The 21,847-nt window shown below is 54.2% G+C and carries 19 protein-coding genes and 1 pseudogene; 12 read left to right on the forward strand and 8 right to left on the reverse strand.

Translation table 11 applies throughout. The features are described 5' to 3' along the window. Window positions 1-299: 299 nt before the first annotated feature. Both ACR0LI_RS17510 and ACR0LI_RS17515 read right to left on the reverse strand, forming a co-directional pair. Entirely contained in the window at window positions 300-665 is a 366-nt protein-coding gene (locus tag ACR0LI_RS17510; protein ID WP_480718980.1) for a helix-turn-helix transcriptional regulator, read from the reverse strand. 42 nt (window positions 666-707) lie between these two features. Continuing rightward, a pseudogene (locus tag ACR0LI_RS17515) lies at window positions 708-1,370 on the reverse strand (AraC family transcriptional regulator ligand-binding domain-containing protein); the annotation flags it as partial. A 93-nt stretch (window positions 1,371-1,463) separates the two neighbouring features. Here ACR0LI_RS17515 and ACR0LI_RS17520 point away from each other — a divergent pair. From ACR0LI_RS17520 to ACR0LI_RS17535, 4 genes are all read left to right on the forward strand, one after another. Further along, window positions 1,464-2,492: a DUF1214 domain-containing protein gene (locus ACR0LI_RS17520; protein WP_209834791.1), complete on the forward strand. Its 1,029-nt coding sequence runs from the start codon at window positions 1,464-1,466 to the stop codon at window positions 2,490-2,492. Between the two features lie 227 nt (window positions 2,493-2,719). After that, the gene (locus ACR0LI_RS17525; protein WP_480488402.1) at window positions 2,720-3,793 is read left to right on the forward strand and encodes an alpha/beta hydrolase; all 1,074 of its coding nucleotides are present in this window, start codon (window positions 2,720-2,722) and stop codon (window positions 3,791-3,793) included. A gap of 71 nt (window positions 3,794-3,864) precedes the next feature. Next, a complete protein-coding gene (locus tag ACR0LI_RS17530; protein ID WP_480718946.1) occupies window positions 3,865-5,127 on the forward strand; it encodes an MFS transporter in 1,263 nt (420 codons plus the stop codon). Between the two features lie 15 nt (window positions 5,128-5,142). Then, window positions 5,143-6,267, forward strand: coding sequence for a calcium:cation antiporter (locus tag ACR0LI_RS17535; RefSeq protein ID WP_171724798.1), 1,125 nt, complete (start codon window positions 5,143-5,145; stop codon window positions 6,265-6,267). Window positions 6,268-6,444: 177 nt separating this feature from the next. On the opposite strand, the gene ACR0LI_RS17540 is transcribed toward ACR0LI_RS17535, so the two are convergent. Then, window positions 6,445-6,561 carry a LuxR C-terminal-related transcriptional regulator gene (locus tag ACR0LI_RS17540; RefSeq protein ID WP_480718981.1) on the reverse strand — a complete coding sequence of 39 codons (117 nt, stop codon included), beginning with the start codon at window positions 6,559-6,561 and terminating at the stop codon, window positions 6,445-6,447. A 1,008-nt stretch (window positions 6,562-7,569) separates the two neighbouring features. On the opposite strand from ACR0LI_RS17540, the gene ACR0LI_RS17545 reads away from it, so the two are divergent. Next, window positions 7,570-7,947, forward strand: a complete 378-nt coding sequence (locus tag ACR0LI_RS17545) for a SnoaL-like domain-containing protein (RefSeq protein WP_171724799.1) — start codon at window positions 7,570-7,572, stop codon at window positions 7,945-7,947. A gap of 88 nt (window positions 7,948-8,035) precedes the next feature. Next, window positions 8,036-8,881 carry a universal stress protein gene (locus ACR0LI_RS17550; protein ID WP_480718947.1) on the forward strand — a complete coding sequence of 282 codons (846 nt, stop codon included), beginning with the start codon at window positions 8,036-8,038 and terminating at the stop codon, window positions 8,879-8,881. Window positions 8,882-8,980: 99 nt separating this feature from the next. On the opposite strand, the gene ACR0LI_RS17555 is transcribed toward ACR0LI_RS17550, so the two are convergent. Next, window positions 8,981-9,526, reverse strand: coding sequence for a flavodoxin domain-containing protein (locus ACR0LI_RS17555; protein WP_171724801.1), 546 nt, complete (start codon window positions 9,524-9,526; stop codon window positions 8,981-8,983). Between the two features lie 336 nt (window positions 9,527-9,862). Further along, on the reverse strand, window positions 9,863-11,167 hold the full coding sequence (locus ACR0LI_RS17560) for a ferredoxin reductase family protein (RefSeq protein WP_480718948.1): 1,305 nt from the start codon (window positions 11,165-11,167) through the stop codon (window positions 9,863-9,865). Window positions 11,168-11,531: 364 nt separating this feature from the next. Here ACR0LI_RS17560 and ACR0LI_RS17565 point away from each other — a divergent pair, with 364 nt between their 5' ends. Both ACR0LI_RS17565 and ACR0LI_RS17570 read left to right on the forward strand, forming a co-directional pair. Then, complete coding sequence (locus tag ACR0LI_RS17565) at window positions 11,532-11,951, forward strand: Hsp20/alpha crystallin family protein (protein WP_170697089.1); 420 nt, start codon at window positions 11,532-11,534, stop codon at window positions 11,949-11,951. 220 nt (window positions 11,952-12,171) lie between these two features. Continuing rightward, complete coding sequence (locus ACR0LI_RS17570; RefSeq protein ID WP_171724803.1) at window positions 12,172-13,764, forward strand: trypsin-like peptidase domain-containing protein; 1,593 nt, start codon at window positions 12,172-12,174, stop codon at window positions 13,762-13,764. Here ACR0LI_RS17570 and ACR0LI_RS17575 read toward each other — a convergent pair whose 3' ends face one another. After that, window positions 13,765-15,381 (reverse strand): MFS transporter, encoded by a 1,617-nt coding sequence (locus ACR0LI_RS17575; RefSeq protein WP_171724804.1) that lies wholly within the window; start codon window positions 15,379-15,381, stop codon window positions 13,765-13,767. It abuts the gene before it with no gap. 43 nt (window positions 15,382-15,424) lie between these two features. Beyond that, a complete protein-coding gene (locus ACR0LI_RS17580) occupies window positions 15,425-16,645 on the reverse strand; it encodes an APC family permease (protein WP_171724805.1) in 1,221 nt (406 codons plus the stop codon). 437 nt (window positions 16,646-17,082) lie between these two features. On the opposite strand from ACR0LI_RS17580, the gene ACR0LI_RS17585 reads away from it, so the two are divergent. After that, window positions 17,083-18,687 (forward strand): Na/Pi cotransporter family protein, encoded by a 1,605-nt coding sequence (locus ACR0LI_RS17585; protein WP_171724806.1) that lies wholly within the window; start codon window positions 17,083-17,085, stop codon window positions 18,685-18,687. A gap of 160 nt (window positions 18,688-18,847) precedes the next feature. Then, window positions 18,848-19,255, forward strand: a complete 408-nt coding sequence (locus ACR0LI_RS17590) for a c-type cytochrome (protein ID WP_171724807.1) — start codon at window positions 18,848-18,850, stop codon at window positions 19,253-19,255. Here ACR0LI_RS17590 and ACR0LI_RS17595 read toward each other — a convergent pair whose 3' ends face one another. Then, window positions 19,256-20,428, reverse strand: coding sequence for a cation:proton antiporter (locus ACR0LI_RS17595; protein WP_171724808.1), 1,173 nt, complete (start codon window positions 20,426-20,428; stop codon window positions 19,256-19,258). A gap of 200 nt (window positions 20,429-20,628) precedes the next feature. Here ACR0LI_RS17595 and ACR0LI_RS17600 point away from each other — a divergent pair, with 200 nt between their 5' ends. Beyond that, entirely contained in the window at window positions 20,629-21,078 is a 450-nt protein-coding gene (locus ACR0LI_RS17600; protein WP_171724809.1) for a phasin family protein, read from the forward strand. A 57-nt stretch (window positions 21,079-21,135) separates the two neighbouring features. Next, window positions 21,136-21,543 carry a universal stress protein gene (locus tag ACR0LI_RS17605; protein ID WP_171724810.1) on the forward strand — a complete coding sequence of 136 codons (408 nt, stop codon included), beginning with the start codon at window positions 21,136-21,138 and terminating at the stop codon, window positions 21,541-21,543. Window positions 21,544-21,847 lie beyond the last annotated feature (304 nt).

The following is a 21,847-nucleotide window of genomic DNA, read 5'->3' on the forward strand; positions in this document are numbered from 1 at the left end:
TGTAGTGGATACATGCGCCTGCCGAGTGACCGGTCGCTTTGCCGCTAGAGCAGACATTGAACCCAATACACCGAATGACCGCACCGAGCCCTAAGTAGACCTTAGGGACCAGCACAGCATTCGTCGTGAACGGGCGGAAAATGGACCTTCGCTGCAGGATGGACTAATGTCCGCTTGCGGCTACCTAAAGTGACCTGCAATTGCAGGTCTGTGTGCTTTCACCACGCATTCCAAAGATCAAAGAGGAGCCGCAGCAACTGCAGACACAGACTTCGATGAATTAATCGCTATGCCGCAGCTTAGCTGAATGCGCGAGAACGGTACTGTGTCGGCGATTGTCCAAACCAGGTGCGGAACGCGCGCCGGAAGCTGTTGACCTCGGAGAAACCAAGATAAAAGGCGATTTGAGACAGGTTCAGGTCGTTTTCACTCAAGAGCATCTTTGCCCGACTAACTTGTTCGGACAGCGCGATCTCCTTGAACGTCACATCTTCGATCCGAAGCTGACGCTGCAATGTCCGAACCCCGACCCCAAGCGCCGCCGCGACATCGTCGACCGCGGCGCTGCCGTTGTTGAGTTGCATGCGAAGCGCTTGGCGTACCGTTTCGGCATGTGTGCGGGGCGGGCGGTTCAACCGCAACCTCTCTATGCCTGCAGCCGTCATTTGCACGCGTCCGCCTTCGTCAAGGCGGGTCGGCGTCTGAAGTTGCGACATCGGAATTGCGATCCCCGGAAAATCTGCATTGGCCCGGACTTCTGTGCCGAGCAATCGTGCAAATGCAACTTTCTGAAGCCTGTGCTCAGCCGGAAGTTCGACCCAATCTGGCACCCAGCTTGTCCCAAGGTAGGGACGCACAAGAGCGATTAGGATCGAAGGAATTTCCTGCTCAAGCAATTGAGCCCCGATGCTCTTTTCAAATTGCACCCCGAAACTGAATACCAGACAATTTCCGTCGGTTCGTGTGCGAATTTGGGTCCCTCGTTGGAGAAAGGGCAGCGCCCGGGCGGCACGTTGAAGGGCGATGTCCAACCGAGAAGCCCCAAGCGCATAGCTCGAAAACGGATCAGGCCGGTTGAGAGAAGAGTAGGCAAAGTCTTTCGCCATGATCGCCCCGAGATGGCGCTCTCCAATTTTGCCGGAAATCGTTTCCAGAAGCTGTGCATGATACCGTATCGGCAGCGGAACCGGAGGGCCTTCAAGCACCGTGCGGGTTAACCCAACATCTTTGAGCGCACGTTCAACGAGCCTTGGGGACGCCATCTGGTCCAGGGCGTCGAGTGTCGGGAGTAAACCCCTTGAGTTCTGCATCGGGTCGCACACGCGCTCACTATGTCGTCGATTGATCACTTTGAGAAGTGTTTGGCCCATCCCAACGCCATTCTTGGCCGCCTACCTGAGGAATGAGCCAAACAAAGCGACCGAAATTGGAACGGTAGCGCTCTGACCCCAAAGGAGATTGAAATGAAAACGGTATCCTCTTTCCTTGCCATCGTTGCCGCCGCAGGCCTTGCCGTGCCTGCTTTTGCGGAGGCCCCGGTGACGGTGAATGTGACCAATTTTGTGCGAGCTGAGACCGACATGTATCATCAGCGCATTGTTGATCTGGGTGGCTTTGGTGGGTTGATGCATATCCGCGAACCGGTACCACTGGATGCGCAGGATGTGATCCGCATGAACCGTGATACACTTTATTCCGGCGTCGTGATCAATCTGACCGAGCCCGCCTCGATTGTGCTGCCAGACTCCGAAGGGCGCTTTATGTCCATGCTGATTCTCAACCAGGATCACTATGTGGTTGGCGTTGTACATGACGCGGGCACCTATCATTTCACTGAAGAGGAGGTCGGCACGCGTTATATGTCGGTCCTGTTCAGGACGTTCGCAGACGAGAATGACCCATCAGACATTGCCCTGGCCAACACGCTTCAGGACGCCATTGAAGTACATCAGTCTGACGCCGGAAGCTTTGAGGTACCAAACTGGGACGCCGCCTCCCGTGATTTGACACGCGAACTGCTGCTTCCGTTGGCGCAAGGGCTCAGTGGTAACACGTTTGAGGTGTTTGGGACGGCCGACGCCGTAAATCCAATCTCGCATTTGGTCGGCGCGGCGGCCGGATGGGGCGGCAACCCACCTGCGGCGGCGGTTTATGACGGCCAATATCCGGTGTTGGGCGATGGCACAATTCCCCACATCCTGACTGTCGGCGACGTCCCTGTAGACGGTTTCTGGTCGGTCACAGTCTATGATGCGAGCGGTTACATGGTGCCCAACGACGCAGGGGCCTATTCGGTCAACAACGTGACTTCCGTTCCCAACGAGGACGGCACCGTGACCATACATTTCGGGGATTGTGAGGATGGTCGGGTGAACTGTTTGCCGATCATGGACGGGTGGAACTACGTCGTGCGCCTGTATCAGCCGGGTCCAGAGATCCTTGAAGATGGCTGGGCCTTCCCGATTGCCCTGCCCATTGATCAGACATCCTGATCAACGCTTCGCGTCATTGCCTCGGTCGGCGGTTGTCCGACCGGGGCTTTATTTTGCCACCTGCCTCCCTTGGTTTGCACATCACAGGTCTGCTTCAAGACAAAAGCCCCAAGCAGACGCCCTTTTGTCGTCAAATGATCACTTTCGGCGGTCGCAAGGTGCAAGGCGCGAAATTACCTCAGGTTCATCAAAGACAAACACGGACACCTAAAACGTAGGAGATTGAAATGAAACGTCGTTCCGTTCTGAAAACTGCCCTGACCACTGCTCTTGTTGCAGCGCTTTCGGTACCGGCCTTTGCCGCTGAACCCCCTGTGAAAACCGCGGCTGATGGCTTGCCGTTGGCAGAGCGCACGGTGCCTGTCCCAGTGGGCGTATCCCCAGAATTGGCCGAGTTGATTGGCTCGCGCGAGATCGTAGGAATGCCGGCGGTTCCGGAGACACTGGAAGAGTGGCTGTCTTTCCAAGCCCAATTTGATGCAGCGTCTGCGCAAGGGGCCGAGGCGATGTTGGCCAAAACCGGAGCCAATTTCAGTGTTGGTCAGATCGCGGGTGTTACGACATATCTCGTCACGCCTGAGGAAATCGACCCGCGTTGGGCCGACACCGTTTTTGTTCATGTTCATGGCGGCGCTTTCGTGTTCAACGGCGGCAAAGCGGCAATCATGGAGGCCGCTTGGTTGGCAAATGGGCTGGGTGTAGAGGTGATCTCTGTAGATTACCGTCGCCCGCCCCTACACCCGTTTCCGGCAGCAACCGATGACGTGATTGCGGTTTGGGGCGAGATCACTCAGAACTATGATCCAGCCAAAATCGCCATGTTTGGGACATCGGCGGGCGGCAACCTGACGCTTTCTACAACTCTGCAACTGCGGGACGCAGGTCTGCCGGTGCCGGGTGCGATCATGGCTGGCACGCCCGCCACCGATCTTGCCAATGTGTCTGACAGCTGGACAACCCTCGAAGGTCTTGATCCGCTTGGCCAGCATGAGGGCGTAATCGCGGGCACTTTTGAGCTGTATGCGGGCGGCAAAAACGCCGACGATCCGTATCTCTCTCCGGTCTATGGCGACCTTGAGGGGATGCCGCCTGCAATCTTCCTTAGTGGCACGCGGGATCTGTTGCTCAGCGATACAGTGCGGATGCACCGCGCCATGCGGGATGCGGATGTAGCCGCCGAACTGCACGTCTATGACGGTCAGGCGCACGGCGACTACATCGCAGGTTTCATGGTCGATGCCCCGGAATCGCAGGATGCTTTGCGCGAGCTGAACGCCTTCTTTGACCTTCATCTGAAGTAAGCCCACGGCCCAAGGCAATCGACACAGTTGCCTTGGGCGTCCAACCCCGAATTTTTCTCAAAGGTGCGCATATGCCCAGTTTCAGCGCTCAAATTCACACTCTCAAATATCTCTTCATTGCTGTTGCCGCGATCCAACTGGTGACCGCGGCGTCCGGCACAATTGTCGCCCTGTATTTCGCGGAAACCGGTGCTTCGCAGGAAATCGCCGCGCTTGCACCGGCGGCCTACTCGCTGGGGTTCCTGATTGGCTGCTTTTACATCGCTGGTTGGATCACCAGTATTGGCCACATCCGCGCCTTTTCGGCGGCCGCCGCTATTTGTACGGCTGCGGCTTTGCTCTTTTCGGTCACAGATCACGAACCCACCCTTTTGTTTGTGCGGCTTATGACAGGCATCGCCACAGCCGGGCTGTTTGCCATCGGCGACGCTTGGATCAGCGAAACTGTGGATGGGACGTCGCGCGGGCGCCTGCTTGCGGTGTTTGCCATCATTCTGGGCCTGATGTCGGTGTTGAGCCAGGTTATCGTGATCGTGACTCCAGACGATTTGAACCAGTCTTTTGTGTTGGTGTCTTTGCTGTACTGTCTCGCTATCGTCGTGATTGCAGCCGCGCCAAGCACGCCACCGGAAGGCAAAGAGCGGGCCAATGTGCGTGTAAAAGCCCTTTTCATAGATGCCCCCACAGCTGCCTTTGGCGCGCTCGCTGTTGGCATAGTCTCCACGGTTTTCATGAATGTTGTGCCATATCGGGCGGCGACCATGGGCGTCGACGCCGTGGACGTAGCGATCGCAATGGGCGCGGTCTACGTCGGGCGTATCCTGTTTCTCTACCCGCTGGGGCTTGCCTCTGACCGGATGGACCGCCGGAAGGTCATTCTGGTCGCCTCCGCTGCGGCAACCTTCGCGCTCTTGATCTTCGCATTCTTTTCGACCGGAGACGGTGTGCAGTATGCGAGCACGGTGGGAACACCTCTTTATCGTCTGCTGTTAGCCGGTCTGGTTCTGTTGGGTGGTTCGATGCTCACGCTTTACTCGCTCTTGCTCACGCACGCGATGGACCGGACAGTACCCGTCTACGTTGCATCGAGTGCGGTGACCATGCTGTTTGTGTTCACCATTGGCGGCATTATCGGCCCACTCCTGACAAGCGTTGTCTCGGCTGTGTTTGGCGACCTGGCCATGAACTGGATGCTCGCCATCGTGATGGCCGCTTTCACAGCCTTGGTTGTTGTGCGGATCAAAACGGTCGCACCTGCAGCAAAAGCTGAACAAACCAACTTTAAGGCGGCAGAGACCACCAGTCTCAAATCTGCACCAACCCAGAAACGCTAAGGCAGGAGACCCAAAATGACTTTTTCTACTTCAAACATCCTGCGCGCGGAGAAAGCGACGGTACTGATCTGGTTGGTGTTTGTCGCATTGACCTTCGCCGGTGATCTGATCAAGCCCGCCGCCATGGGCTCTGGCATGTCCTGGCTGCTGCTGGGCGGTATCTTTGGCGTGATGTTGGCTGCGGTGTTTCGTGTGGTGCATCACGCGGAATGTCTGGCCGTCATCTTCGGTGAGCCTTATGGCACACTGATCCTGACGCTCTCGGTGATCGGCATCGAGGTGGCGCTTATCACAGCGGTTATGTTGACCGGGGACAACAACCCGACACTGGCGCGGGACACTATGTTCTCGGTGCTGATGATCGTGATGAACGGGCTGGTTGGATTGAGCCTCCTGATTGGCGGCCTGCGCCATGGGCTGCAAGTGTTCAACCTCTCGGGAGCCAATGCCTATCTCGTGGTCCTGCTTCCCGTCGCCATCGTAAGCCTTGTGCTGCCAAGCTTCACCACATCTGCACCCGGCGGTGGCCTCTCTGCCCTGCAAACAGTGTTTATGATCGGGATGTCGGTTGTGCTCTATGGCATTTTCCTCGTCTATCAGACCGCCGGCAAACCAGAAATCTTCCGCCAGCCCGCAGATGAACTGCCAACCACAGCAGGATCGGACGCGCACCATCTCGAAACCAAAAGTGTTGGCTTTCACGTGGTCTGGCTGGTTCTGGCAATGCTGCCACTGGTTCTGATGTCCAAAAAGCTCGCGCTGTTTGTCGACTTCAAACTTCTGGAATTTGGCGCGCCCGTTGCGCTTGGCGGTTTCCTCGTGGCTGCTATGATCCTGACCCCCGAAGCGCTGGCTGCTCTGGACGCAGCGCGCGCCAACAAGCTGCAACGGGCCGTCAACATCTGCCTTGGCTCAGCACTGGCCACAATCGGCCTGACAGTGCCCGCAGTTCTGATCGCTGCGCATTTTGTCGGCCTTCCGATTGAGCTCGGCTTGGGAGGCGCTGAGATCGTGCTACTGGCTCTGACCCTTGGGATCAGCATTCTGACCTTCGTAGGAACCCGCACAAATGCGCTTCAGGGCGTCGTGCATCTGGCCGCCTTTATGGCCTACGTGTTCCTGATTTTCGACGGGTCGTGACGGAGCCAAAACCTCTCTATCCATTTGGGAAGCCACGTTTCAGTGGCTTTCCAATCTCCTTCCCGCGAGCGACGCAAAAGCCGACATTGTCATTGGGTTTTGCCAACGACGGCTTTAGGCCGTATTCAACAGATTCCGGCAATCGGAATAATTTTGTAGCCTGTCAACTTCCCACGACTAAATTTGCTTTGATGCCAGGTATCGCGTGGCAGCGGAAAACAACTCGGCCTGTGAACTTACGCCGAGCTTGGAATACGCATTGTGGCGGTGCACTTTGACAGTACCTTCGGTGATCCATCAAGGCAGTACCGTTTGCTCAGAAAGCGCTGGTTGAAACGAGGCGACCCCCTCAAAGGTTGCACACAAACAAAAGAACAGGAAGAGAACAATTTGGTTAGGTTCTGTGTCGAGCCGCTGACCCGAACCGCCTGCGCTATTGGTGGGCTGCGGCGTTTCGGGTCAGCTAAAGTTTGTACAACTTGCGGCCGCGCGAAACACAAAGATCCCCAAAAAAAAGCAGATCAATACACTTAGTCAGCAAGAGCGCAAAATCGGACGTTCCGGGCCGGGATGGGTCTCCCCGTCTCCGTTGCGCCCGGTTTATACTTGCTGCTTTCCCTGGCAAACGATCAAGAAAAGCGGTGACCACGGTACGTTCACGACCGGCCTCCAATTGTGAACTATGGTTCGGGGACTACCCCATCCCGCACCGACGCGGCTCCTTCTGGCCCGGTGCAGAAACGCGACTACGGAACCCACCGGTCGACGGACGTCTTCAGACACTCGTCGAACCGGGGACCGCCGAGACCGTACGCGGTCAAAGCGGGGCAGGTGAGAAGCCTGCGGGGAAGCGGCTGGCCTCCGACAAAAGGCATCGCGCGGATACGAACCTGAAAGCGAAGGGCCTTCTCCCGCAAGACCGGGGGGAAGGAGCGGGGGCCGGATATTGTCTGGCAAGCAAGGGCGAAGATGTGTTTTTGGTAAAAACGGCCGTGGCAATCGCCTCAGCACTTCCTCTTGTATACCATTACATCTCCATGGCAGCTTTAGGTTGCAACCAGCCGCCAATGCACGGTCGCGCTGACTAAAAACCAAATAGCAACTGCGACACTAGCGTGCTGACGCTGTCCGCCTTTCCTGCAGATTGATGCGAATGTGGCGCTGTATTAAGTGTGTTACTTCTGGCTGAGCAGAGTTGAGTACGAATCGGCCTCATTGCATTTCCCCTTGTGCTCATTGATCCTTGTCAAGATTTGAGCGGGCAAGAAGTGGTACAGTCAACGGTAATTCAGGGGGGGGCTCATGGAAGAGTTGATTGAAATCGGAAGATCATTCGTCCAGGCCATGCGTGAGCGCAGGGGCCTTGGAAGTGTTGATGAGATCTATGCCGAAAACGCGCAGTCGATAGAGGCGGTTGTGCCTCCGGTTCGACAATTCCGCGTTACAAAGGGTCGAGAAGCCATCAAGGGAAAAAGAGAGGATTGGTTGGCGTCGCATGAAATCCAAGAACTAGAAGTGGATGGGCCCTACGTCCACCCACCCAACCGCTTTGGAGTACGCTTCAGAGCTGAAGTGCTTCAGAAGGCTACGGGTGAGCGTATGACCCTGCGCGAGATCGCAGTGTATTCGGTGGCGGACGGCAAGATTGTGCTGGAAGAGTTCTTCATGCTGCCGAAGTAAGAAGAGCGATCAACAACATTGTCTCTTAGTTGGTTTAATCCGTGCGCACGGCTCTCGGGCAAATTGAAATTCCGGACGGAGGTCGGGAATGCAACACAGAACAGTGGCATATTTCGTAGGAATTGATACTGACGACGCGTCGATTTTGGAATGCGCTGAAACTTCCCGTAACCAGAACAGTCACTTGAATTGCGTGTTGATCGCGGACTTACCCAACCTGCCTTACCTAAAGTATGGATCAAACAGGTTCGTTGAGGCGGGTCTTCCTTCAAACTGGTTGGATGTTCTTAACAGAAAAAATGCCGCCTTGAAGTCCCGCGCCACAGAAGTTGAAGCGCTCCTGGTCGGGCAGGGCGTATCTGCAAATGTAATTGCCTTTATGGGATCTGGAGCAGAGTTGAAGCATCTTGTGGCTGGCCAAGCCAATCGCTCTGATATCGCCTTTCTAGACGCTGAGTTGCGAAAAGATCCCGATTTGTTTCATAAGATCGCCTACGGAGTATTGTTCCATTCGCCGGTAGCCCTGATGATAAACGGAGATCCGTTTGCCCAACGCGACTGCATTTTTTTGGCATGGAATGATAGCCTGCCTGCGTCTAGGGTTGCGCATTTAGCTTTACCCATTCTTCTGGCGGCCAACGAAGTTGTGATTGGGTGTTTTGATTTGCCGTCGCCTGATGACGTAGAAGGTCAAGTGCCCGGAACTGATCTAGCTGGATGGCTTAGCCATCACGGTTGCACCGTGACCGTGTCGCAGTTCCCGTGCGGCGGGAATTCAATTGAACACTGCATTCAGGAACGCGCACGAGAACTGGGGGCCGACCTCGTTGTTATGGGCGCTTACGGGCATTCCCATTTGCGTCAGTCGGTATTTGGGGGAACGACGCAAGCAATGTTGGAGCAGACAAGTTTACCAGTGCTATTCGGACACTGATGAAGAAAACTGGCGATTGTGGCTTGCTGGGATAGGTGGCTCTATGCGTTCATCGGGTAATGCGGGAACAGCCAGTTGTTATTGGGTACTCGCTTGAGGTTAAAGTCGATTTGCCCGACCGGTTCCGCCAAGAAAATCTATCACAATTGACGTCAGTTCATCCCAGTCAGTAAACTCCCGTACCCCATCTTGTGGATCGATTTTTCGACCAAGCAAGACAACGTGCTTAAGGATCTCCCTCTCAAAATACCCGTAGTTTTCCGGCTTCACGGCGCCTGCGACCAACGCCGTCGCACTTGGTTCAAAACCTGTTCGCATAAGCATTTCGTTGAGATAGTCGCGCGCTTCTTCTCGACCTGACGCGAAAGCAGCTTTTAGACCGATGGAAAGCACGAGAGACTTTCGTTTCCTTAGGGTATCTCTATTTGAGGCGACAAAAGCCTCGAATGACTCGGGGTGCCTACGCTCGTGGACAGGGGCCAGAAGAACAACCTTGACCACATCGTCAATCGATACATGGCCGGGCATTTCATCGGTATTGATCAGTTTTGTGTTGAAACCGGCATTCTTCGCGACACCGCTGATGAAGCGCGCAATCTTTTCTGTCTGGCCTTCGACTGTAGCAAAGACGATGAGTACGGTCATTCCGATCCTCCCATAAATCGGTCTGAATAGATTGCTGATTATGAATAAGTCGCGCGCGTTGCCCTTGATCTCCATCAAAGGCGCTAATTGGGAGCGTATCGGAAGAGTTGTGGTACGATTTTGCTGTCCACCCGCAGCATTATTTAAGGAAGTTAGTGACGACCTACACCTCGAAGCAAATCGACCTTTTTGGCTGACAATTTTTGAAACTGGCCTTGGCTCAATGGCTTGTGTTGCTACCTTAAAGAAAAGGCCAAGACAGCGACGAGGATTATTAAACTGATGCACCACACCGTGACCTTCACTTGTTGGCGTGCGGGCAGGTTTCTGAGCAGTCTAATCATAGTCAAACCTTTCAGACAAAATCCGGTGTGACGCGGTGCCCCGCTCAATCAGATGATCTTCGACGGTGTCCATCATAGCAGGGGGGCCGCAAAGAACGAAAAGCCAGCTTTCATATTGCTCAGACGACAAATTGCGGTCCAACAGAGGACCGTCGATTAAGCCTGTCTCTCCGGACCAATCCTTTGGCGGTTCGGATAGAACAAATACTGTGTCTTCTTTGGATAACTCCTGGCGAAAAGCAATCTGCTCCTCCACCCGGTTACCATAGACAAGCTTGAGATCGTGCTGTGTTCCACTCAGTCGAACTTGACGCATAATGCTCAACATGGGCGCGATCCCGACACCACCTGCGATCAGAACAATGCCTTTCTCAGGGCGGTGGCTGATCGACAGATTCCCGTGTGGGGCATCCAGATAGACTGGGGTTTGCGGAGCGATCTGTCCGAGACTGCATGTGAAATCCCCAAGTTCCTTTATTAGAAATGAAACTTCGGGGCCTTCGGCTGGTGCTGAACTAATCGAGAATGGGTTCTCCTGCAGCGAAAAAGCACTGTGGCCGACATTTAGCCAGGCAAACTGCCCTGCTTCGAAGGTTAGTCCGCTATGACCATCTGGCTTGATGCGCAACTCCCATTGCCTCGGTGTTAGTCGAGACACAGACGTGACGCGCCATGGCCTTTTCCTCTGACGTAAAGGCCGAACGAGATAGACATACAGCACAGTTCCAACTGCAATACTGGTCAGGGTAAGCCAGATATACGTCAAAAGTGGATGCCCACCGTAGCGCCCAGCAAAGACCGTGTGATGCAACAGCAGGAAGGCAATCACCAAGGCTCCCAGCCCGTGAAAGAGGCGCCATGTCTCGTACTTGAAATCAAGGGATTTACGCGCAATTGCCGAGGCGACCAGAATGAACAGTAAAAAATATGCGCCGATGCCCGATACCAGCGTAGAAAAGTCGGTCGAAATCGTAAGTTGGTTTGTTTCATCCCACGGTCGGCGTCCGCCAGACGGCGTACCCTGATACAGAAGCGGGTGTATCAGCGCAAAGCCGAGTGCTGTACGCGCCATCAACTGATGCACCCGCATGGTTACATCCATACCCAGACCGGAAGAGATGAACCTGAACCGCCCAGACAGCAGGAACTCGACTAAGATTATTGAAAAAGCAAGCATTCCAAGCCCGGACGCGAGCTCTTGATGAAATGATCGCGGTGGCCATCCCAGAGACCAAGAAAAACCCAAGGGTGCCAAGATCAGCAAAACGTAAATCAGCGCCAGATAAGGCCATTTCATACGGTTTTGCTCCACTGTGCTAAAGGTAGGCAACTCGGGCTCATTTAGAATAAACGCTAAGCTGACCTAGGGTTCCGATCAAGACTACTGAGATTGGTGTTAACTCCAGCACGATCTGGCAAGTCTGTTGGACGACGGTTCCCGTTTCTGTTCGTTCAACCGGTGCGAGCGATCTGGCGATGGATGAGGTTGTATGCTTGCGCAAGATCAAGGTCCTTGACCGCCTTTTCTGTCACAATGTTGCGCGCGTGAAATCAGACCAAAGGAGGAGGCTCAAAAAATGCTAGAAGACAAAAAATCCCCGCAATTTTTCACTGGAACGCATCCCCTCTCCGACAACTTTCGGCGTGAAATGGAAACCCTGATGTCGCGTTTTTTCGGGGGAGGATCACCTTTCCTACCAATGGAAACGGCTGCGCAACGCACGGGTTTTCCGTCTCTTGACATGACAGGTGCGATTTCACCGGCAATCGATGTCCAAGAAACGGATTCTGCGATTGTCCTGACGGCTGAATTGCCAGGGCTCGAAGAGGATGATGTGGAAATTGAAATCAAGGATCGCAGGCTAATCCTGCGCGGTCAGAAGAAGATTGCGCATGATGAAACGGGCGATCTACGTGTCAGCGAAAGAAGCTATGGCAGTTTTTCCAGAGCCATGTCGCTGCCAGACACTGTTGAAATCGACAAGATTTCCGCAACATTCGACAAAGGCGTTCTGCATATCGAAATGCCGAAGACTGAGCCTCAGGATCCCAGCCGTAAGATCAAGGTATCGTCGAAATAGACGGTCTGTTGGCTCGATACGGGGCTTGAAAATGCCAAAGCAGAGGGCCGATCATGGATCGGCCTTCTTTGAGCTGCGGCCTGATAGATGTTTTTTGGTTGAATCCGGGCGGACATCGCAAGTGTTTGTATAAATGCGTTTTATGTACATTCGCACCAAGCCATGGGTTTGTTGTTGCAGCGTGGTAGAATGCCCTCACGCGTTTGGATAGGGGGTCACAATGCGAAATCCAGAAGCGAGTAGCATTACATCCTCCGGGACTGGTGGTGAAGGTGAGGTGCGGGCATTTCTGGAGAGCCTGACAGGTCCATCGCGCGGAAACGTGAACTGGCTTGTCGATAAAACCCTAACTGTTTCAGTTGACGATGAAAGGGTGCTAAGCCTTCGTCCTAGGGATGACCTGCCTCCCCATAATAACGATGTTGCCACCCTACAATGGGCTGACGAAGGTTACACGGTAACCGCGTCAGCAGGGCGCAATGTGTGGGTAAACGGGCAAAATGCTTCATCGGTGTCTCTTAGGCACGGCGACATGATCGAGTTCGGCGAAAAGGGCCCTATGTCTCGATACAGGTTGTGCGATCACTCATTTCCCGCGCACCATACGGTCGAAGATATCTTTAGTGACGCATATGCCTACGCCCGAGCGAGCCGCCGACCTTTCGCTAAAAAGATGTCTGGTGCCCTGCGTGATAGTGGGCGGCGGCTTGCGTCTCAGACCACGATATTGTTCAGGATCACAGTTCTTGCGACGCTTTTTGTGATCGCGGGGTTTGGGTACCTGCTTTACCAAAACGACCGGCGCTTGGCGGATAGTATCGAACAGGAGTCCCGCAAGATCGAAGCGGTCGCGGTTATGCTCGCTCAGACGCGAAAAGATGCACTTACGCCTGATGACTTGGCTTCGTTGCGTGACGCTTTTGAGAACCAGGTTTTGTCGACTGAGCAGCGTCTTGGAACCTTGGAGCAACGGGCGGGGGCACCCACGCGGGTGATAGCTGCCTCCACTCGATCTGTAGCTTTCCTTCAGGGAGCTTATGGATTGCGCCACGTGGAAAGCGGGAAGATATTACGGCACGTTTTGGGACCTAACGGAGAAAACCTGAAGACCCCGTTTGGCCAGCCTTGGATCGAACCGGACGGGACCGGCGAACCTGCAGAATTTCAGTTCACCGGAACAGGGTTTTTGATTGCTGGGGTGCCATTGATGGCCACCAACCGCCATGTCGCTTTGCCCTGGACCTCGGTGAACCGAGAGAAAGCGCTGAGCGACGCTGGTCTTGAGCCAGAGATGTTGAGGCTGCTGGCCTATTTGCCTGATCAGACGGAACCAATAGAGGCGCGTTTGGTCCGGTTTAGTGAAGCCGCAGACTTGGCGATTTTGGCAGTTGAGCCAAGCCGCGTTCAGGACCTCGGAATTCCGTTGGCGGATGCCACGTCGCGCGTCGGTGAAGAGCTTTATCTGTTGGGATATCCAACGGGTTTGAAAGCTTTGATCGCGCAGGCTGGGCCGGGCTTTCTAGAGGAACTGGAGGCAGAAGGAACGTTGAACTTTTGGTCGATTGCGTCCCGGCTTTCTACTCAAAGCAAGATTCACCCGTTGGCAAGCCGGGGGATAATTGCGAGGACAAGTGGGAACGCCATCGTCTATGACGCTGAGACCACGACCGGTGGAAGCGGGGGGCCAGCATTGAACCGGCGGGGTGAGGTCGTTGCCATCAATGCTGCGATCCTGCCCGAGTTTGGTGGCTCAAACATCGGCGTCCCGGTTTCACATCTCAGAGCACTGCTGGCAGAGCTCGAAAACCTGTGATCATTCGCTCGTTCGGAAGCGCGATTTTTGAACAAAGAACACAGTGGCCAGTGGAACGATCACTGAGATCAGGGCCGCGGAGATCAGCAAGTACCCAAGTTGACTGTAGTCCGCGGTTGAAGTGACCTCACTGGTCTCAGGGTTGGTGATAGCGCGTGTGACGACGTATGTCTGGTTGAGGTACTTGGTGCTAAGGCTGCTGGCCGACAATGCCATGTTTGTGAATGATGCCATCACCGCAAAAAAAGTCGCTTTCAACTGAACGGGTGCATTGCGGGCGATCCAAGCCAACATCGGGACCATAGCGATCTGTCCAAGCGGCGATTCAACGGCTGTATCAAGAATGGCAATGAACCTTGCGTCGACAACTCCGCCGGTACGCGCGGCTGTCCATTCATGCACGCCGTAATAGAGGGCAAGGTTGGGCAGGGCTAGAACGCCCGCAGCGATTGTCAGCAATACGACCACATGCGCAATCGAGCGATTGGCCATAAACGGTCGGAGAACAATTAACCCCAGCAGCGCCAGCAGCGAAGTCAACAAAGCCAAGATTGCTAAGAATTGCTCATCGAACTCTAGTTCATCGATTTCAAACCAGGTCAGGCCTGCTCCCGGCAGAGGAACGGCACGGAAAACAAAAATGATTGTCGCTGTCCCAATTAAGGCTTTGGCTTGGGCTGGTTCCAACTCCTTCAGCAGACGCGACATGAGGTAAAGGATCACCGTCAGGGAAACCGCAAAAACGGTCTCTTGTGCGAATGCGAAATCTGCGGTTCCCAGCACGATGCTGAGCACAACGAATGCAAGGCCGCCGAGCAATATGGACCATTTGACTTCGGTGGCTTCATCCGGCGTATGTGGCGGGTGGCCGCGCTTAATAAGCTGACGCTGGATAAAGCTGTGAAGAACGACTCCACTAACGGACAACACCGGGATGGTCAGAGCTATCAGATATACTTGGCCATAAAGCGCAAGGCGTTCGGATTCTTGCAGTTCTTCGGTTCCAGAGAAAATCCAGATGTTTACAGCCGCAACCGCCGCAAACCCGGAAATGATCGAAACTCTGCCCAAGGTCTGCATCGTTGTGTGCTGTGCACGAGTTTCTTCCGGCGAAAATGGTGCGCCGTTCTGGTCAACCTTTGGCACCGCCTCAACCGTCATGGCGTCGGCAACGACGTCCTGAATTGCATAGCCCGAAGGCGCCAAGAGCAAGGCAACAACATACCAGTCTTCCAGCGGCATGAAACTGGACATCTGCGCAGGTGCGGTCACGAGCCCGTACATGGTGAGCAAAGACAACGTGATCAAGGACGCGCCGAACAAGATCAGCAGGGACTTCCAGCGCCAAAACAGGTCCACGACATGACCAAGCGGCATTTTGAGTATCCACGGGATACCAGCCCAAAATGCTAGCCCTGCAACGAAAGAGGCGGATAAATCGAGGTAGTCTTTTAGGAAAAAAGCACCAACGACCGAGGTCAGGCCGGACACGCCGGCCGCAAAATAGACCATCAATGGCGGCAGATAGGACCATTGCAGCTGCTGAACCAGATCCACAAACGTTCTATGCCACCAGGCCGAAAGTTTTGATCCTATGGAAGTTTGGTCAGTCGTCATATGCCATGGCAGCTCGTTGAGGCTTTTGGGTCGTTTTGTCTAGTTAGAGAAATCCAGATCCGAAAAGCAATGCACTGGTGATCACGCCAAGGATCGGTACCACAAGAGGAACGCGGAAGTGCTTGGCGGCCTCGTCCGGCTGCATCTTCAGCAGGATCAGCGAAATGTTGACAAGCACAAAGACGCCCAAAACGATCTGGGATGTGCGCTCTGCCAGAGTACCAATCGGTATAGTTTGAGTAAGCAGTACGATGATCGCCACGACCAGCAAAGTAGCAACTAATGGTGTCTGCGTTGCTTTAGGGACTATCGCCAGAACCTTCGGCAAATGGTCACGGTCAGCTAGTCCGTAGATCACCCGCGAGGCCATAATCATCTGGATCAGTACTCCATTGACTGTCGCCACAATGGCGACCGCGGAAAAGCCCTGTTTAATCACCTCAGGGGCGTTTGAAAACACAAGCGCGAGGGGTGCTGCGGACGTCGAAAGGACATCGATCGGAACAACAAGTAGAACCGTCATTGAGGTTCCTAGATACAACACGGTCGCTAGAATGAGCGTTAGCAAAATCGCTTTTGGGATGGTGCGCACAGGGTCTTTAACCTCTTCCGCGACATTGGCCATGTCCTCGAAGCCAACAAATGCAAAGAAGGCAAGAAGTGATGCAGCGAAAATGCCTTTCCACGCGTCGAGTTCAAGCGGGGGAAGCATCGAACTGATCCCGTATCCCTGCGGATCTTGGATCGACATGCCCCAGCCAATCACAAAAAGAAGACCTGCGATCTCGATGATCGTGATGACAGCCGCAACAAAGACCGATTCAGTGATCCCCCAAAGCGCGATTAGACCCATGATCAAAACAACACTGATAGTCAAAATAGGGATCGCAAAACCGGTCAAAGCGTGAAGGTATGATGCTGCGCCAATTGCAACGGCAGAAGCGGAGATAACGCCCGAGGCTGCCACCGCAAGACCAACGAAAACCGCCACCCAGTTTTTCCGAAATCCCGCCTCAACGTAGGCTGCTTCACCTGCGCTGACAGGAAATCGAGTTGCGAGTTCCGCATACGAAAGCGCGGTGAGTGATACGACGAGCGCAGCTACAACGAACGACAGCGCCGCAAACGGTCCGGCAATGTCTGCTGTTGCACCGACTAAAACGTAAATGCCCGCTCCGACCGTTACCCCAAGGCCATAAAGCGTGAGCAACGGGGTAGTAAGGGCCCGTCTGAGTTTCTGTTCGTTTGGATCAACAGAGTTCATAAGTGATTTCCGCCAACTGCCCATTCCGAACGTCGTCAGTGGCGTCCTTCTCTTTTTGTCTCGATTGGCGCAGCGGCTTAATCCTATGGTCAAAGCCGCACCGAATGCCTTGTGTCTCAACGTCTGGGCGCATTGGGCGCCAATCAACTAACTGGGGGCTCGCCATCACTCCTGCCGAGCCCCCGTGGGTGGAACTTCCACTCCTTCAAAATTCCATTCACCTTTGTGTTTACTTGGGGACAGGACGGTGAACGTAGAATATGTTGAAACATTCGAATTTCACTATGTAATTCATGTTGGTGCTTTGATCTATGTCAATCAACTCGCGGCGTCGGGTCTGCGAGTCTGAATGCAAACCAACTGTCGTTTGTCGTCGGACTTAAATGCAAAGCAAACATGTTAGGCGGTGTGAGATTTAGGGTGGAAAGCAATTCGTGATGTTCTGGAACCTGTTACCAGCCTTGGGCGGCATCGGCCTGTTCCTTGTCGGAATGCTGTTGATGACGGACGGATTGAAGGCTTTGGCAGGGGCGCGACTGCGAGATATTTTGGGCCGGTTCACGTCGACACCGTTTACCGGGGCCGTAACAGGCGCGGTCACGACAGCTGCAATCCAGTCTTCCAGTGCGACCACCGTTGCGGCCGTCGGATTTGTCGCGTCTGGTCTGCTCACGTTTCCCCAAGCGCTTGGGATCATCTTTGGGGCCAATATCGGAACGACCATGACAGGTTGGCTCGTCGCGCTCTTGGGGTTCAGGCTAGACTTGGGGCAAGTGATGTTGCCAGTTGTTTTTATTGGGGCTTTGCTGGCGCTTTCGGGAAGAAAAGCGGTTTCCGGCCTTGGGCTGGCGTTGGCCGGGTTCAGTTTGATTTTCATTGGGATCGAGCAACTCAAGTCCGGGCTTGACGCGTTTCGCGGCGTAGTTACTCCTGCCGATTTTCCGCCAGATACATTGCTAGGCAGGCTGAAGCTTGTATTGATCGGCGTCCTTATCACGATGGTGACGCAGTCTTCGAGTGCTGGTGTTGCAACGGCGTTGGCTGCGTTAAGCGCCGGTGCTGTGAACTTCCCTCAAGCGGCGGCTCTCGTCATTGGAATGGACGTGGGGACAACCGTCACCGCTGTTCTGGCCACCTTTGGCGGGGGCACGATGGCGCGCCGCACCGGTTTTGCTCATGTAATCTACAACGTGATGACAGGGGCAATGGCATTTTTCCTGCTGGGGCCGTTTACTGCGGTCTTTGTAAGCGGGACGGGGGCTGAAAACTCTCTGACTGCGCTTGTCGCGTTCCATAGTTTCTTCAACGCCATAGGCGTGGCGCTGATCCTGCCGTTCGCGAAACCCTTCGCCAGATTTGTCGAGGCGCTCGTACCCGACAGAGGGGCTGAGTTAACGAGATCTTTGGATCCTCTCGTCCTCGGGATGCCGGAAATAGCTGTGGACGCAGCAAAAGTTGCAGTCGAACACATTGTAAGGGCCGAAGTGGCGCACCTTCGGTCATGTATCGGGGCATCTCAGCCAAGCGGACCCGATTATGGACGGGACAGCATTGAGACTGCTGTATCTGAAGCGCGCTCGTACCTAGACAAGATAGAACTGCCCAGCAGGTCCGACGCAGAGATATCCAGCATCAAGGGTATGTACCATGTGCTCGATCATCTTGATCGGCTGCTTTACCGGTGTAGCCAAGATGATCGGATAGGCGAGTTGCCGAAAGACCCGCGCTTGAAACGGCTTGCTTCAGTGGCGATTGCAGCGACTGATGGCTATTTGGAAATCAACAATCCAGCGCAGTGTGAAATCACGCTGAATCGCGTTCGCCGTTTTCTGCGACGACAGAGGAAACTTCGCAGAGACTTGCTAATCTCCGACGCTGCGACTGACAGTCTGCCGGACGACGTGGTCTGGGCTCGCTTGGATGCCCTCAGATGGTTACATCGCGTGTCCTATCACCTCTGGCGAATTCGTTGGCATTTGAACGCATTGGAAGGAGTGCCGTCTAAGCGCAAGGGTGGTGAGGTCAATGACGAAGTGGCGTAGTTGGATGCCTGCCTGGATTAGATTAGGCGCGTGCTCAATCGCTATTCGACTGAAACGCCAATGTTCCCGCTGGTGCGGACAACATGAGCAAGGTCAAAGACGTTCCTTAGCTATACTGTTTAATGGGATCTTCATTTGTGGCAGCGATTTGGAGGAGAATATGCAGGTTTATCGAGGGATTTTACTGGCACTGTTAGTCACGGGGCCTGCACTAGCGCAGGAAGTCAGCGTCAGTGAGGGAAGTGATTTGTACCGGACGTATTGCTGGCAATGTCACGGCTTCGAAGCGACCGGAGACGGGCCAATGGCCGAAATGCTGGCTATTCGAACACCCGACCTTACCAAATTGGCGGGCGAAAACGACGGTGTGTTTCCGATAGTTCGCATAGCTGAACAGATTGATGGTCGTTCACAATTGCTCGCCCATGGGGGCGAAATGCCAATCTTTGGCACGGTGTTTGAGACAGACCAACAAATCGCGGTGGCTCTGCCTAATGGGCAACCTATGATGGTAGGCCTGCCGTTGGCGAATTTGCTCGCCTTTCTTGAATCGATCCAGTCTGAATAGTTACTGACCAATCTGCTCATCGGTGTCAGCCGTTCGTCTGATTGACATGAGAGTCAATGGCGGCCCCAACACCTCGAAGGCCACAGTACTGGCTAGAGTAAAGGCCATGATCGACGAGGCCCAATGTGGAAATTGCTCTCCGGCGACGAGGGCCATTCCTACCGCGACACCGGCCTGTGGTAACAAAGCTGGGCCGTACCAGCGGGTCTGACGGCTAGGCAGGCCGCCAAGTCTCGCTCCGCAATAACCCCCGACGAGGCGGGCGACGGCGCGCAAGAATAGGAAAAGAGCACCAGCCCAGCCCATCAAGCCGAAGGCTTCAATATCCAGCGTGGCGCCAGCTAGTAGGAAGAACAAAATCATGAACGGCCACTGAATGTGCTCGATCTCATGAAAAGTTCGGTCGTGATGGCGGGCAAGATTCCCAATAACTGCGCCCGCAACCATGCCTGCTACCAAGAATGAAACCTCCAGCCAAAGCGCGAGGCCCGCTGTAAGAAAGACGATACCCATTGCTTCTGCCTGCATTGGCTCTCCCGGCTTCAAGCGACCGGTGAGGTAAGCGGATGGCACGCCTAGCGCGGAACCCAACAAAATAGCCCCTCCGAAATCCCACATCGCTGTGGTCGTGATGGTGGCCCAACCGTCCGAATGACCGGCCAGAACCAATGCGACGCTGAAAACGATCAGACCCCAAGCGTCATCAATTGCGACTATGCCCTTTAATGTCTCGGTGAAGCTGTTGGACACCCCAGATTGTTTGATCACGTCTGTCATGGCGGCCGGAGCAGTAGCCGTAGAAATTGCCGCCAGCACCAACGCCAACCCGAAGGGTACGCCAATTGCGGTCAATCCAGCAGACACAATAACAAGGGTTGCAACCACGATTGAAATCGAAATCGTCAGAATGGCTCGGCCATGCCGTACCAGGTTCTCGCATGTCAAAGATCCTCCAAGAAGGAACGCGACCATCGTCAAGGCTACAATGGATATCTCGTCGAACCACATTGCAATGTCGAGTGGGATCAACCCCATTCCGGCGTTCCCGGCGATCAGACCGAGGAAAAGTAAGGTTGTAACACGAGGAAGATGCGTGGCCCGGCCAAGTTGGTCGGCCGCCAATCCGGCAAGGAAGAGGACACCAAGGGTAATCAGAAAGCCGGCAATGTGCATAGAAAACCAAGCGTTAAGTTCTTGTCTAGACTACTCTAACTCCAACACTGCCCTCTAGGAACCGATGTCGGAGAGAATGCGAGTGTCCCGTTGTAGCCTATGCCGAGGGTACTAAAAATAAGGGATATTGATCTGTATTAAGGCGAAAGCGCGCCGTAGGTGGCACAATAACTCATTCGGTAGATGAGGAGGAGTTTTCGATGTCGACAAAGAAACCCAACACAAATAACCCGACCTCACTTTTGGATGTTTTCAAGCAAATGCAGCCGCCCATGTCTGGCAATCCGGCCTTCGGTGCCCAGATCGAACAATTTTGGGACGCGCAAGAAAAATTGCTCGAAGAAACAGAGGCCTTTGCGCAGCATTGGTTCGAACGGCGTCATGAGGCGGTCCGGACGGCTCTACAAGCTGCACGCAATGTGTCTTCCGCGAACCCGTCCGATCCATCGAAAGCTCTTCAGAGCATGGCGGAATGGCAGCGCCATTCGGCTGAGCGGTTGGTTGCTGACGCGCAGGAATGGTTCGAAACCGTGTCCCGTTGTGCATCTTATGTCGCTGAAACCGAAGCTGAAGCTGTTGAGAAAACAGTTGATGATGTTGTAGCCGCTACAAAGAGCGCGGGGAAATCTTCAAAGTCTGAGCCTGTGTAGGTTTCCTGCTGCCGAGGAACCAAATTGAAGTCATCGGTGCAGTAGATAGGAGGTCAAATGTACAAGAATATCCTGATCCCGGTTGCTCTGGACCAAGAATACGACACACAAGCGTCGTTTGAGGCCGCGCGCCAATTGGCTGATGCGGACGCTGTATTTACCGTGATACACGTCCAAGAGCCAATTCCGGCTTACGTGGGGTCTCAGATTCCCAGCGAAGTACTTGCCAATACGCGGCATGAAATCCTAGAAAACCTGCATCAGACTGCTTCTGAAATTCCAGGCGCGAAGGCTCGGCTCATCTCTGGGCACGCGGGTAGGGCTATTGTCGACTTCGCAAATGAGAGCGACGCGGATTGCATCGTCTTGGCTTCGCACAAGCCTGGTTTTGAGGACATATTTTTAGGTTCCACTGCGAACAGAGTCGTGCACCACGCCAGGTGCTCGGTTCATGTAATTCGTTGATCCAAAGTTAGCGGTGTGACTTCCTTTTCGAGTGGCCCTATACTTAGTGAGCCAAATCAGATCGAGAGAATTGACAGCTGAGCCAAAGAACCCTTGGACTGTAGCTATACTTTTTGCAATTTTTGCAGCTTACCTGCGGTTTCGAATTTATTAGAACGCTGGATTACTTTATTGCGAAGAACAGTTTCTGGTTGGTCGCTGGGAGACTTTCGACACTTGGGTTGCCTCGGAGCCTCAGATTGTGCTCTTAGATGTAGTCTACTTGGCTTTTCTTCGAAGCACGGTTGTTCGATGAAGGCCAAAT

Source organism: Ruegeria sp. CL7 (assembly GCF_056536445.1).

Excerpts from the sequence above, each read along its gene's own strand:
- ACR0LI_RS17510 (WP_480718980.1), bottom strand. The coding sequence starts at position 665 with ATGACGGCTGCAGGCATAGAGAGGTTGCGGTTGAACCGCCCGCCCCGC.
- ACR0LI_RS17520 (WP_209834791.1), top strand. The coding sequence starts at position 1,464 with ATGAAAACGGTATCCTCTTTCCTTGCCATCGTTGCCGCCGCAGGCCTT.
- ACR0LI_RS17525 (WP_480488402.1), top strand. The coding sequence starts at position 2,720 with ATGAAACGTCGTTCCGTTCTGAAAACTGCCCTGACCACTGCTCTTGTT.
- ACR0LI_RS17530 (WP_480718946.1), top strand. The coding sequence starts at position 3,865 with ATGCCCAGTTTCAGCGCTCAAATTCACACTCTCAAATATCTCTTCATT.
- ACR0LI_RS17535 (WP_171724798.1), top strand. The coding sequence starts at position 5,143 with ATGACTTTTTCTACTTCAAACATCCTGCGCGCGGAGAAAGCGACGGTA.
- ACR0LI_RS17545 (WP_171724799.1), top strand. The coding sequence starts at position 7,570 with ATGGAAGAGTTGATTGAAATCGGAAGATCATTCGTCCAGGCCATGCGT.
- ACR0LI_RS17550 (WP_480718947.1), top strand. The coding sequence starts at position 8,036 with ATGCAACACAGAACAGTGGCATATTTCGTAGGAATTGATACTGACGAC.
- ACR0LI_RS17555 (WP_171724801.1), bottom strand. The coding sequence starts at position 9,526 with ATGACCGTACTCATCGTCTTTGCTACAGTCGAAGGCCAGACAGAAAAG.
- ACR0LI_RS17560 (WP_480718948.1), bottom strand. The coding sequence starts at position 11,167 with ATGAAATGGCCTTATCTGGCGCTGATTTACGTTTTGCTGATCTTGGCA.
- ACR0LI_RS17565 (WP_170697089.1), top strand. The coding sequence starts at position 11,532 with ATGTCGCGTTTTTTCGGGGGAGGATCACCTTTCCTACCAATGGAAACG.
- ACR0LI_RS17570 (WP_171724803.1), top strand. The coding sequence starts at position 12,172 with ATGCGAAATCCAGAAGCGAGTAGCATTACATCCTCCGGGACTGGTGGT.
- ACR0LI_RS17575 (WP_171724804.1), bottom strand. The coding sequence starts at position 15,381 with ATGACGACTGACCAAACTTCCATAGGATCAAAACTTTCGGCCTGGTGG.
- ACR0LI_RS17580 (WP_171724805.1), bottom strand. The coding sequence starts at position 16,645 with ATGAACTCTGTTGATCCAAACGAACAGAAACTCAGACGGGCCCTTACT.
- ACR0LI_RS17585 (WP_171724806.1), top strand. The coding sequence starts at position 17,083 with ATGTTCTGGAACCTGTTACCAGCCTTGGGCGGCATCGGCCTGTTCCTT.
- ACR0LI_RS17590 (WP_171724807.1), top strand. The coding sequence starts at position 18,848 with ATGCAGGTTTATCGAGGGATTTTACTGGCACTGTTAGTCACGGGGCCT.
- ACR0LI_RS17595 (WP_171724808.1), bottom strand. The coding sequence starts at position 20,428 with ATGCACATTGCCGGCTTTCTGATTACCCTTGGTGTCCTCTTCCTTGCC.
- ACR0LI_RS17600 (WP_171724809.1), top strand. The coding sequence starts at position 20,629 with ATGTCGACAAAGAAACCCAACACAAATAACCCGACCTCACTTTTGGAT.
- ACR0LI_RS17605 (WP_171724810.1), top strand. The coding sequence starts at position 21,136 with ATGTACAAGAATATCCTGATCCCGGTTGCTCTGGACCAAGAATACGAC.